Annotated in this window: 11 protein-coding genes; 3 read left to right on the top strand and 8 right to left on the bottom strand. The window is 39.9% G+C overall.

The features are described 5' to 3' along the window. Positions 1-38 precede the first annotated feature (38 nt). Positions 39-1,733 carry a PucR family transcriptional regulator gene (locus MKX60_RS24500; RefSeq protein WP_341061254.1) on the top strand — a complete coding sequence of 565 codons (1,695 nt, stop codon included), beginning with the start codon at positions 39-41 and terminating at the stop codon, positions 1,731-1,733. A 62-nt stretch (positions 1,734-1,795) separates the two neighbouring features. Here MKX60_RS24500 and MKX60_RS24495 read toward each other — a convergent pair whose 3' ends face one another. The 6 genes from MKX60_RS24495 to MKX60_RS24470 form a co-directional block, all read right to left on the bottom strand. After that, positions 1,796-2,995, bottom strand: a complete 1,200-nt coding sequence (locus MKX60_RS24495; protein ID WP_341061253.1) for a CynX/NimT family MFS transporter — start codon at positions 2,993-2,995, stop codon at positions 1,796-1,798. A gap of 243 nt (positions 2,996-3,238) precedes the next feature. Continuing rightward, positions 3,239-5,407: a 1,3-beta-galactosyl-N-acetylhexosamine phosphorylase gene (gnpA, locus tag MKX60_RS24490; protein ID WP_076117996.1), complete on the bottom strand. Its 2,169-nt coding sequence runs from the start codon at positions 5,405-5,407 to the stop codon at positions 3,239-3,241. A 17-nt stretch (positions 5,408-5,424) separates the two neighbouring features. After that, entirely contained in the window at positions 5,425-5,592 is a 168-nt protein-coding gene (locus MKX60_RS24485; protein WP_170880250.1) for a DUF6903 family protein, read from the bottom strand. 9 nt (positions 5,593-5,601) lie between these two features. Then, positions 5,602-6,495, bottom strand: coding sequence for a carbohydrate ABC transporter permease (locus MKX60_RS24480; protein ID WP_042124581.1), 894 nt, complete (start codon positions 6,493-6,495; stop codon positions 5,602-5,604). 12 nt (positions 6,496-6,507) lie between these two features. After that, on the bottom strand, positions 6,508-7,401 hold the full coding sequence (locus tag MKX60_RS24475; protein ID WP_076283951.1) for a carbohydrate ABC transporter permease: 894 nt from the start codon (positions 7,399-7,401) through the stop codon (positions 6,508-6,510). A gap of 95 nt (positions 7,402-7,496) precedes the next feature. After that, the gene (locus tag MKX60_RS24470; RefSeq protein ID WP_076283950.1) at positions 7,497-8,864 is read right to left on the bottom strand and encodes a carbohydrate ABC transporter substrate-binding protein; all 1,368 of its coding nucleotides are present in this window, start codon (positions 8,862-8,864) and stop codon (positions 7,497-7,499) included. Between the two features lie 237 nt (positions 8,865-9,101). Here MKX60_RS24470 and MKX60_RS24465 point away from each other — a divergent pair, with 237 nt between their 5' ends. Beyond that, complete coding sequence (locus MKX60_RS24465; protein ID WP_076283949.1) at positions 9,102-9,944, top strand: AraC family transcriptional regulator; 843 nt, start codon at positions 9,102-9,104, stop codon at positions 9,942-9,944. 113 nt (positions 9,945-10,057) lie between these two features. Here MKX60_RS24465 and MKX60_RS24460 read toward each other — a convergent pair whose 3' ends face one another. Together MKX60_RS24460 and deoC are read right to left on the bottom strand one after the other, a co-directional pair. Next, positions 10,058-10,834: a DeoR/GlpR family DNA-binding transcription regulator gene (locus MKX60_RS24460; protein WP_042185310.1), complete on the bottom strand. Its 777-nt coding sequence runs from the start codon at positions 10,832-10,834 to the stop codon at positions 10,058-10,060. Between the two features lie 55 nt (positions 10,835-10,889). Continuing rightward, positions 10,890-11,555, bottom strand: coding sequence for a deoxyribose-phosphate aldolase (gene deoC, locus MKX60_RS24455; protein ID WP_076283948.1), 666 nt, complete (start codon positions 11,553-11,555; stop codon positions 10,890-10,892). Positions 11,556-12,016: 461 nt separating this feature from the next. On the opposite strand from deoC, the gene MKX60_RS24450 reads away from it, so the two are divergent. Next, positions 12,017-12,508, top strand: coding sequence for a hypothetical protein (locus tag MKX60_RS24450; RefSeq protein WP_339800916.1), 492 nt, complete (start codon positions 12,017-12,019; stop codon positions 12,506-12,508). The last annotated feature ends 44 nt before the right edge of the window (positions 12,509-12,552 follow it).

Raw genomic sequence — 12,552 nt, 5'->3', positions numbered from 1 at the left:
GAATGTGTTAAAAGTGTGTCTGAGGAGCGTGCCAAAAATTGCTAACTGTTAAAGACTTAATGAAGATCAAGGCTATAGAGGGAATAAAAATTGTTGCTGGAGAACAAGGCATTGATAAATCCATATCCATCGTTAACATTATTGAGAATCCTGACGCCTTTGACTGGCTTTCACCTAACGAACTACTCTTATCTACAGGCTACATCTTTAAAAATAATGCAGAACTACAAAATCGAATTATTAAGGAACTTGCGGAGCTGAACTGTTCAGGATTGGTTGTAAAAATGAAACGGTACTTTGACAAGCTTCCTCAGAACATGATTGATGAAGCCAATAAGTATGGGTTGCCCCTTTTAGAACTGCCCTTTGAATACACACTCTCTAACATGATCTCGATCATTAATGAGAAGGTTTCCGGAAGATATGATTTGCTCAATAGAAAGACTTTAGATATACATAACTTGTTCTTCAAAATCACCCTCGAAGGCGGTGGTATTGCCAAAATAACTTCCATGTTATCCGAAACGATTAGTAATCCTATTATTGTCGTAGACAAGGATTGGCGATTATTGCATCACACTGAACATGCGAAGAACAACAGTCCTCTTGAGTATTATCTTGATTTTTCAAATCGACAGCCTGTTTTTAATAAAGCGTTCATCGATACTATTCCTACCAATCTAAATGAAATGAAAAAGTCTATTAAGAGGACCTATCATTCAGAAGGTGCAGAAATAAAATGTCGAGTGATTCCTGTCGCTGCTTCTAACTATATTTATGGCTATATTGTGATTTGGCAGACAGTGCAAGAGCTATCAGAATTTGATTACATTATTTTGCAGCAAGCCTCCACCATCATGGCACTCGAGCTGATCAAAGCAAAGGAAATTAGCGAACTTGAAATAAGAATTAAGCAGGACTCCATTGATGATTTACTTTCGGGGAAAATATCATCCCATGAAGCGCTGCAAACCTTATGTTATTTACATGGATTAAATCCGGGCTATATGTATTACAGTATGGTGATAAATATTGAAATGAATGAAGCAGACAAGTTTGAAGATATGATTATCGGAAAGTATAAAATGGAGTCCATTGCAAAAAAATGTGTGGACATCATTTATGACTTGTCGCATAAAGCGATTGGAGAAATAAAGTGCTTTTATAGAAATAATAGAGTCATCATTCTAGTAGGGCAAAATGAAGAAAGACCTCCTGTTGCGATTAGTGATGCCAAGTTATATGCAAATGAACTGCTTGAGGTACTTATTGAAAGAACGAAGGAAACACTCTTAATAGGCATTGGTCAGCAATACAGTACAATCAGCTCGCTGCATAATAGCTTTTCTGAGGCGAACGAAATGATTAAATTGATGCAACAAAAAAACCTTCAAAACAAGGTCTCACATTTCGAAGATTATTCAGTTTACCATCTGTTGGAAGCTAATATCAAGGTCGTTGCCTTAGAAGAATTTTTTCGGAAGTGTCTAGGTACAGTGTATGATCATGATCAATTACATGGTACAAGCTACATGTTAACTTTAGAAAATTACTTTATTAACAATCTGAATGTCACCGAAACTTCAAAGGCTATGTTTTTACACAGAAACACACTTATCTATCGCATTGAGAAAATAAAGGAAATCGTAAATCTGGACTTAAAGCATTCAGAAGAATTACTACGAATTCAAATAGCGCTAAAGATATTTAGTATTTTAAATAAAACGATTTAAAAAAACTCCCCATACAGCAGCAGGGTTCATTATTACACCTGTCTACTACATGGGGAGTCTTTTTATACATACTTATCTCGGCCAGACAACATTCCAAACGTTGTAACTACTCCAGAGATAACGATCAGTGTGATCAGTGGAATCGTCCACACTTGGGTCATATCGTATAAATAACCGATCAATATAGGTCCTATGGCTGCAAGCATATATCCCGTGGATTGAGCCATTCCAGATAATTCTGCAGCTTGATTTCCGTTTCGGGCACGAATTCCGATATAACTTAGCGCCAATGGGAAATTCCCTCCCAAAGCGATACCAATCAAGATAATACTTAGGATCATTATGGGGTAAGATGAGCCCATGCTTAGGCCACCATAACCAACAATGGAGCACATGCCTAATGCGAATGCAATCCATACTTGAGAGCGTAGTCGTCCTGCAAGAATCGGAACAAGAAAACTAACAGGTACGCCAACAATTTGTGTGAAGGATAATAACCAGCCTGCTGTACCCCTACTTATGCCATAGTTATATAAGATTTCAGGTAACCAAGACATCGTTATATAAAATAATGAAGACTGAAATCCCATGAATAGCGCTATTTTCCAAGCGAGTGGTGAACGCCAGATTTGCTTAGCACTGATCCTTACACTTTTCACTGCATTATCTTTGGCTGGATTTAATCTAATTAGAAGGATCCATACCACGATCGCTATGATTGTCGGAATTCCCCATACGATTAAGGCTCCGTCCCACCCAAGCTTCAGACCATGGGCTAGAGGAATACTAATACCTGATGCTAACGATGCGAACAATCCCATTGAAGTGGAATAGATACTTGTCATTAGACCGAACTTTTGTGGGAATTTCTCCTTCACAACTACCGGCAATAAAACATTCCCGATGGCAATACCTACTCCAATCAATAGCGTACCAACGAAAATAAAGAGTGTCATTGAAATGGAACGAATGCAAATTCCGACCAAAAGAATAACCAAACCTAACAATAGCGTCTTCTCGTTGGATAAACGAGCAGCGATTCTAGGAACGAGAGACGACATAACGGCGAAGGATATCAAAGGTATACTCATTAATAAACCTGCACTCCAATGTGCAAGCCCCACATCTTCTTGAATAACGCCTACTAATGGACCTACCGATGTAATCGCAGGGCGTAAATTAAAGGCTACTAGAACAATCCCCGAAATGAGTAAAATGATATATAACGAATTCTTGTTGTCTTGTGTCTGTGGTGAATGCAAAAACTAAATCTCCCCTCAACTAATCAAATGCCAAATGATCTTCAGAATGTAGCATTAGTTATAACATATAAGAAAGTAGTTTAAAAGTATAAAGTAGCAAGGAGGCGTACCCGTTTCGCATACAAAGAGATAAAAGCGGAAGCGTTCACCTAAGCGAACACGTTAATCCTAATTAAAAGACAAAGCTGTACCAAGTAGCCATTTTCATGACTTTGGTACAGCTTCTTTGTGCTGATTTTATGTTTAGATTTCGTACCACTTGATCTCATTCGCTTCCAGCTTGAGTGAGAAGCTAGAGCCATCACCACGATAAACGACAGTTTCCTGTGGCTCATAAGTGTTGTTAACGACGCAGTATTTACCATTTTTAACATAGGCATGAACCTCAACATTATAGTTTTCACTGAACCAGCGATTTAGCTCGTGGTCGCTGTGAGTGCTCCAGAGAATTGCACGGTAAAGTAAGCGACTGTTCTCAAAACTATAAGGCAATCCACTGATGTAGACAGATCGTCCACTACCGAATTCATTCACTGCAAGTTGAACTTCTTTATCAACCTGACGAAGGACAGTGGTGCCTTCGAGAGCGAATATATTCTTCTTTCCTTCACCGAAATCGATAATCTTCTTTCCTTTATCATCTACTCCGAAGTCTTCAGTAATAAAATGATCCTGCTCTTCCCAGTTATATTTATCATAACCGAGAGTGAATCCTTTTTCTTGCTCTACACCGAGGATGCTTGCAAGCTGGAAGTACCTTCCGTTCGCTTGATGAGCTGCGGGTTCGCCCACTCCAATGAATCCTCCGCCCTCATGAACAAATTGCTTCACTGCTGTTACAATATCTGTATCCAGCCACCAATCCCCACCTGTGTAGGCCGTATCGCCATCCCCTACATTCAAAATGACATCGATTCCTTTAAGGATAGAGGGGTCATTCTTAATATCATCAAAGCTAATGAATTTGACATCAAAGGGTGCACCAGATAACGTCTCTATGATCCCTGCATAGCTATAATTTTGTTTTTGATAAAGGGCATGATGAACCATATGATTACCCCATGCACGCATTTTACCCCAGCAGTTGAGTACTGCAACGGTTTTGACACTGTACGGTGTTGTTCCGTGTACATTATCATACAAAGTACGGAATTCATCACACACACTCTCGATGTAGCTCATGAAATCCGGAAAATCCAGTGCCAGCTTCAAATATCCACCATAACCAATTCGGTCAATCGGCTTACGAAGGATCGCTCGTCTTGCTGTGACCCAGTTTACTTTGGCTTCACGTACAGGATCTCCACCCTCATAGAACGTATCCGGGAAGAAATACGGTAGGAAACGTCCCTCTGTATAATTCACACCAGGTATATCGCTAATCAGCCGAAGGGTGGAACCATTGCCTACACTACCGACAACAGCATCTACCCCAATCGATGAGAACTCTTCCATAAATGGCTCGGTACCAATCCAGTGATCACCAAGAAACATCATGGCTGTCTTTCCATATTCGTGAGTAATATCGACTAATTCCTTAGCAAGCACGGCGACCTCACGCCGCTGAAATGCCTGAAAGTCTTGGAACTCCTTGGTCGGAATGCGATAGTTATTATTATAGTAGCCCTGATCAATGATATATTCGGCTCTAAACGGATAGCCCATCTCTTGTTCAAATTGTTCAAGAATATAAGGACTAACCGATGCTGAATAACCATACCAATCCACATATTTCTCACGTGCAAGCTCATCGAAGACGAGTGTGAATTGGTGGAAGAAAGTCGTAAATCGAATGACATTGACATATGGATGTTCATCAATAAATTGACGTAGTCGTTGCATTGTGAACTCACGCGACTTCGGTTGGCGAACATCAAAGGTGATCTGAGGCTCAACATTTTCCCAACCATTCGTGACCGCATTGTACATATGAACGGGATCCCACATAATATAGGCTAGAAAACTAACCGTGTAATCGTGGAAGGGACTTGCTTGAATAATAACACTGCCCGTTTCTTCGTTATAGCTCCATTGCTCAGTCGATAGCACATCTCCTGTGGTACGATCGATAACTTCCCACCAGCGCTTGATATCGTCACGAGTATTCACTTTCAGCATATCTGGATAAAGTCCCTTCATTAAAGGGATAATTAGACTAGAGCCTTCAGCTGTATAAAAAGGCGTCATAAGATACATCTGCTGGATTTCATCCGAATTTGCTTTTGCCCATCCATTTTCTTTACGAGTGGTATAGTAAGTGGAATACACCTTAGCATCGATATCCCGTAATTCTGCGGGAAAGTCAGTACCATCGCAATCACGTACTGCATCCGCGCCCCAGCGCTTCATAACTTCTATCGTTTCAGGAATAACATCCAGATCTGTGGGTATCGTGACCCGTCCTTTGTTCATCTTTCATAACTCTCCCTTTACTTAAATTTCCGATTATAGAACCAGAGAAGACCTATTAGAAGTGCCAGCCCCAGTAGCATAATTCCGAGCCCGGGTGCACCAATATTTTTTTGCCCAATAATAACGAGTACTAGCGCGAAGATGAAGACAATCAGCATCAACAAATTGCGTAACGGATTACTCATGGTATCACCTTAACCTTTCAACCCGCCCATGGTCATGCCTTGGGTAAGCTTCTTTTGTACTAACATATAAAGAATAAGGGTTGGCAGCATGACTATTACTAGACCTGCATACATTTGTCCATATTCGACAGCTGATTTCTGAGCAGCCATGAGATTCATTAAACCAACTGGTAATGTTCGAAGTCCTGGCTTCGTCAGTAAAGTCATCGAAATGATATATTCGTTCCAGAAGGAGAGGAAATTAAACAAGATAACCGTTACAATGCTAGGTTTAGCCATTGGCATAATAACCTGCACCATCGTTCGGAAATAGCTTGCACCATCTACAGAAGCAGCTTCTTCAAATTCCCTAGGTAATGATTTAAAGTAGCCCCCCAATAGATAAATCGTGAACGGAAGCGCCATTGCAGCATAGACAAGTGCCAGAATGAATAAATTATTCAGGAGTATCGGCTGTCCAAATAAATTGCGAGCGACCTTGTCACCGTTATTGAGCATAAGGAAGATCGGAACAACAATATAATTCACATTGATAAATAATCCTGCCATAAACATCAAATTCAAGATGACGCTTCCCTTGAATTTATAACGTGCAAGCACATATGCAGCAGGTAAGGCAATGACCAGCAGAAGCGCGATCGCAATCACAGTTACGATTACGGAGTTGAACATGTAACTGCCCATCTTAGCTTTCTGCCAAGCATCCGCGAAGTTTTGTAGATAAATTCCTTTTGGAAGAGCCCAAGGATTAGCATAAAACTCTACATTCTGTTTGATGGAGGCCATAAACGCCCAAGCTACAGGGACGATGATGATAATTGCTAGTAGGATCAGCACAACATAGATGAGGACCTTATACAACTTATCGCCGGCTCCATGATGTGTGAGTTTATTATTATTCAAGTTGTCCCCTCCTTAATATTCCAAATGTTCACGTCTAGTGACTGCGTTTAGGATAGCAGCTAGTGCGAATGAGAACAGGAACACAATTACACCGATTGCCATACCGTAACCATACGAAGAGTTGGTATACGCCTCTTTGTACATATAGCTCAAGAATACCTCAGTAGAACCGTCAGGCCCGCCTCCGGTCATCGCCACAACAAATAGGAAGCTCATATTGATTGTGCTGATGACGAAAAAGGTAAGGGTTGTACGGATATTTGTCCAGATTAAAGGGATCGTAATAGTGAAGAATTGATGTATCCTACTTGCACCTTCAAGGTCAGCGGATTCATATAAGCTTTCAGGGATATTTGCCATACTTGCCATATACATAACCATGTAATAACCGATAGCCTGCCAGATCATAGCGCCTGCGAGTGAGAAAATAACGATTTTCTGATCACCCAACCAAAGTGTTGGGTCTGATGTTGCTTCGCGGAATAAATTTAAGAATGCATTTAGCAGTCCGCTATTTGGATCATAAATTGCAGAGAATATTGCACTGATAACAACAACAGATAGAATGTTCGGGATGTAGAAGATAACTCGTAATACATTTTGTCCTTTTAGATTTTCTCGTGAAAGCATGGACGCGAACACTAGAGCAAAAGCAAACGTAATGATCGTAACTAAAATGATAAGTAGAAGACTGTTCTGAAACGCTTGATAAAATTTATCACTTTGAAAAAGCTTCTCGAAATTTTGCAGCCCTACAAAGGTTTTGTCATCTGTGTATCCACCCCATTTGTACGTGGACATACGGAATACATTGATTGTAGGTATAATTAGAAAAACAACGAATAGGATTATGGCGGGAGCAATACAGAAGAAAATAAAACGCCCTTGTCCTTTCTTGATTTCCATTGGTCCATCTCCTTCTTAAGGTAAAAATAATGGTGGCAGCTTCGCGCATGCCACCATTGTTCACAGATTGAATTGGTATCCAGCATTGCCTTTAATTATTTCAACGCTCCACGTAACTGATCGCTTGCTTTCGTAATCGCTTCAACCCACTGTGCTTGTGTCTTAGCCTTAGTCACAAGGGAATCCACGGTACCAAATACGGTATCCGAAATACTTACCCCTTCAACCGGATCTGTTGTAGCAAATGCCCCCATAGCTGCCTTTGCACCACCATCATAGATGCTATAGAAGAGTTTATTGTCACCTTCCAATTTGCCTGCCATACCGTTAATAGGTTGGACTGCACCTACTTTAGCAAAAATGCCTGCTGCTTCATCTGAATAAAGATAAGCAATAAATTGTTTTGCAAGATCTGCATTTTTAGCTTTCGCAGGAACCCAGATTTGTTCAAAGAAGGTGTAGGAGTATCTATCACCACCAGCTTTTACAGCTGGTAGAGCAGTGAATCCCCATTTAAATCCTTCAGCACGAGGTGCTTGACCCATTTCACCAACAACCCATGTACCGTTTGGCATGAAGATAGCTTTGTTATCAAGAATAAGCTGTTGATTCTTAGTGAAGTTGTCTTTATTTCCATTCGCCGGAACTGTTTTTTCAGTATAGGAAGCTAACTTATTAATAATATCAAATGCTTGTGTTGCTTCTGGTGTTTGCCATATTCCTTCTGTGTAATGCGTCGCTTTGGTGAAGAAATCAGGACCCCCAACTTCGTTAAGCAAAGCATAGAAGAATGAATCGAAATAACCGGTCGTTGGATAGGAGAACAATGCAATTCCATCAGCCTTAGCTTTGTCTCCTAATGCCCACATTTCATCCCAAGTCGTAGGGACCGCCCAGCCTTTCTTCTCAAGTAAGTCAGCATTGTAGAACAGACCCGTTGGGCTATAGAACATTGGCATTAGGAAGGTTTTCCCATCACCATAAGGGTTCGTAATAGTTGTATCCGTAAACCCAGGAATAAGCTTGTCCTTTACGGTAGCACTCTCACCGGGAACAGTCATTGAAAGTACGTCTGTAAGATCAGTGAGGTTATTGTCCTTAATGAAGGTTTCTGTCAAACCTTTAGGCTGACCTACGGCAAGATGGATGACGTCAGGAAAATCTCCTGATTTCATACCAGGTCCGATAACATCTTCAAGGCTTTTGTCGATCGTTGATTCAACTTTCACACCAGGGTTAGCTTTTTCGAATCCAGAAATTACCTCTTTCCATACATCAGATCCGTAAGCGGTTTCTAAAGCGGCTAGCTTAAGAGTACGAGTTTCGGCAGTCGAATTAGAGTTCTTCGATGTGTTGGTGGCATCTGTAGATGTGGAACTAGAATTACTTTCAGTATTACCACCACAGGCCGCAAGACTTAGAGACAGTGCAGCTGTAAGTGCAAGGCTAAGAACTTTTCTCATAATAACCCTCCATATTTATCTTTTTATTGATGCTGTAAACCGCATACATAGGAGCTTTCTTACTCATTCATCTTATCCGATCGTTCGAGTTTCTTTCAACAAACATGTTGCCGTTCATTTTATATATCTTGCTTTATTAGAATTTTTTTATAAATTATTGACTATTTCAATTTATTGTTATGCAGTCTAGTAATTGTGGTAAAGTAAGCTTATATCAACGCAAAGGACTGACCTTATTTGGGAAATGTACGTTATTCGCTACCTGGTAAAGGACGTGGAGAAATTCCCGCCAAGTTAATCTATGTCAGTTCCTCTATTTATGAAGGTGATTGGTACAGCATGCGTCATTCTCATAATTTTTCCGAGCTTTTTTATGTCCGAAGCGGGCGGGGAAACTTCATTGTAGAGGATGAAATCTATCCAGTGAAGCAAGACGATCTAGTTATTGTGAACCCGAATGTGGAGCATACCGAGCTATCGGTTAGTAGTGATCCACTTGAATATGTCGTGCTTGCGGTTGAGGGGATGAGCTTTGACTTTGGCGATCGAAGTGCTAGCCGTAATCATGAGATCATCAATTATCGTAATCAGAGGGATGAGTTATTCTTCTATTTCAACGCCATGCTTCGGGAAACGGAAAATAAAGATGCAAACTATGAGGCCATTTGTCAAAACTTACTAGAGGTTGTAGTCACTATATTAATGAGAAACTCTGGCCATCCATTTTCCGTCGTGGCTACTCAAAAGGCTAACAAGGTATGTAGCAGGATCAAACGTTATATTGACTCTAACTATTCAGAGGAGATTTCACTTGACTATCTAGCAGAAAAAGCACATTTCAGCAAGTATTATCTGGTGCATACCTTTGCAAAATATTATGGGATGTCACCCATCAATTATTTAATTGATGTCAGGCTTCGTGCCAGTAAGGAGTTACTAGAAACCACGGATCTCTCCATCTCTCAAATTGCGGAATCTACTGGTTTTTCTTCCCAAAGCTATTTCTCACAAAGCTTCCGCCGAAGCTGTAATCTAACTCCACGCGATTACCGACTTCAGACCAAGAGACGAGTTCAATGACGGGCGTAGAATTGTTTAATAATTCCGCGAAAAAATCCTGAAAATCCAAACAAAAAATTTATATCCCTCATGGAACAGCGCGCACCGATTGAGTATCGGCACGCGCTGTATTTCTAAGCTAGATAAAGAGAAATATTTAATTGTTTGATTTTCTCAATCCACTCTTCTGATAAACCTCTATCGGTTACAATCGCATCAAAATCATTTAACGAAGCAAAGTAAGTGGATTTAACCATATCAAACTTAGAGGAATCAATCACTAAAATTTTCTCAAGGGCACAATTAATTGCCGCATTCTTTGTGTCCACTTCACAACTGTTCGTGCAAGTAATGCCTAATTTAGCATTAACTCCAGCAGCAGAAATAAATGCTTTTGTTGTTCGTGTTCTACTTATTAAATCCAACCCTTCTCTGCTTTCAAACATTTGAAGTTCTGGACGGTAATGACCACCAATAAGAATAAAATCCTTAAATCCTTTTTTATGAATCTCAATTAATGCGTTCATAGTACAGCAAACAATTTCCACAGAATGATTTGACGGAATATGTTCGATGATTTGAGCGGTTGTTGTACCAATATCAATAAAAATAATATCGTTAGGCTCGATTAGTGAAGCTGCTAACTTACCTATATTATATTTTTCTGATGCTCGATTATTTTTTTGAGTTGTCAAATCATATTCATCTTGTTTATTCTCATTAGGGTCAGAACCATTATAAATAACCGCACCTGAAACAACTTGAACGATTTTATTTTCTTTTAGATATTTAATATCTCGGCGAACAGTCATTTCTGTGACATCAAGTTGATGTGAAAGTTCTTTGATGGATGCGCCACTTTTATTTTTTAGGATTGATACAATTGTATTTACTCTCTCTTGCTTATCCATACCGGTTCATCCTAACTACTAATAATAAAGTATAATTATCAGAATTATACCATATCTAATACCCCAATACTTCCTGCCCTTTTACAATTTTAACTATGGCACTAGTTCCTAAACGGTCTGCACCCAAATCGATAAATGCTTTAGCATCATCCAAAGAGCGAATGCCTCCAGCTGCTTTAATCTTCACATTCTGACCTATGTTCTGTGCAAACAGGCTGACATCCTCTTTAGTTGCTCCAGCTTTTGAAAATCCAGTGGATGTTTTGATATAATCAGCACCAGCTTTTGTAACAAGCTCACATACTTTCACTTTTTCCTCTTGGGTGAGCAAACAGGTTTCAACAATAACCTTTAATACTCTACTTCCACATGCATTTTTAATGGCACGTATTTCGTCGCAAACTTCCTCATAACGTCCACTTTTTAAGAAGCCCACATTGATTACCATATCAATTTCCGATGCTCCATTTGTAATTGCATCTGTTGCTTCAAATACTTTAACGGCTTGTGTACTATAACCATTCGGAAATCCGATAACTGTACATATTGCTATTTTGCCCTCTACATAATTTGCAGCTTCTCTAACATAAGCACTTGGGATGCAAACACTGGCCGTCTGGTATTTCATCGCATCATCACATAAATTCTTTATATCATCCCATGTAGCAGTAACATCAAGGAGGGTATGATCTACTTTTCCTAATATATCTTTAACGTCCATTCTGTTCACTTCTCCCTTAATAATTAATTATAAAACGTTTAAAATGTTAATATTCTAACAATTGTTATTGCACTACATGTAACTAGTTTTTCCATAGCCATTGAAGGTGAAGAACCGAGCTCTGGGTGCGTGCAACTGCAACTAATAAGTGCTCCTAATATGTATCGGTTTAAGTTGCAATTCCTTAGTTTCCGCTACAAATCAGGTTTCCCCCCAATAACTCACAGGAACAACTACTGTTCTGAATCACACTCCTCCTTCTAATAACTCCAGGATATTTCATTTGTTACATTACCAATATATATTGTTATATTAATAACATATGTTTGAATTATAACACAATTATGAATATAGTCAATTAAAGTAAAGTTGAAGCCCTTATTCGTGTCATACACCAATACATAGGCAGGAGCATAGACTTTAGGTATCTGTTAATTAGAGGTATCTAAGGAGGTTAATAAGTGGGATATTTTTACTTCAGAAATCCGTACTATGTGTGCCCAGGTCGTAGTTTCCCCCCATTCCAACCAATGACTCCAGGTGGCATGCAATCAGGCGGACCCATGCCCATATATTCTGGAAGCGGCACCCAACAACCAGGAATGCAGACGCATTCTAGTGGTGGCCCAGTATTTGCATATCTAACCATCACTGATATTCAACCTTTCCTCGGAAAATGGGGGATTTTCACCTTAAGTAGTGGTCAAAAGGTTGTAGCCTATGTCAATACAGTTAATGCTGATTCAATTAGTGTGCTATTTGCAGATGGCAAAAGTGCTGTCATTGACGTAAAAATGATATCCATGGCTGAAGGGCCGTTTCCCACAATGCCAGCTACTCCTGGTAGTGGATCTGGCGGGGGACCTGGTAGTGGTTCCGGTAGTGGCTCTGGTAGCGGCCCTGGTAACTGCACTTGGAAAGAAATCCCCGGCCTTGGTTGGATTTGCATATAATAACTCACGATCCGTCTATGGAATTTTTCCTTCCGACGGATTTT

Origin of the sequence: Paenibacillus sp. FSL R5-0914, from assembly GCF_038004525.1 — a bacterium.
GTDB lineage: Bacteria > Bacillota > Bacilli > Paenibacillales > Paenibacillaceae > Paenibacillus_AQ.
The sequence above is the reverse complement of the archived record's forward strand: the minus strand, read 5'-3'. Positions and strand labels throughout refer to the sequence as shown.

Excerpts from the sequence above, each read along its gene's own strand:
- gnpA (WP_076117996.1), bottom strand. The coding sequence starts at position 5,407 with ATGAACAAAGGACGGGTCACGATACCCACAGATCTGGATGTTATTCCT.
- MKX60_RS24485 (WP_170880250.1), bottom strand. The coding sequence starts at position 5,592 with ATGAGTAATCCGTTACGCAATTTGTTGATGCTGATTGTCTTCATCTTC.
- MKX60_RS24475 (WP_076283951.1), bottom strand. The coding sequence starts at position 7,401 with ATGGAAATCAAGAAAGGACAAGGGCGTTTTATTTTCTTCTGTATTGCT.
- MKX60_RS24470 (WP_076283950.1), bottom strand. The coding sequence starts at position 8,864 with ATGAGAAAAGTTCTTAGCCTTGCACTTACAGCTGCACTGTCTCTAAGT.
- MKX60_RS24460 (WP_042185310.1), bottom strand. The coding sequence starts at position 10,834 with ATGGATAAGCAAGAGAGAGTAAATACAATTGTATCAATCCTAAAAAAT.
- deoC (WP_076283948.1), bottom strand. The coding sequence starts at position 11,555 with ATGGACGTTAAAGATATATTAGGAAAAGTAGATCATACCCTCCTTGAT.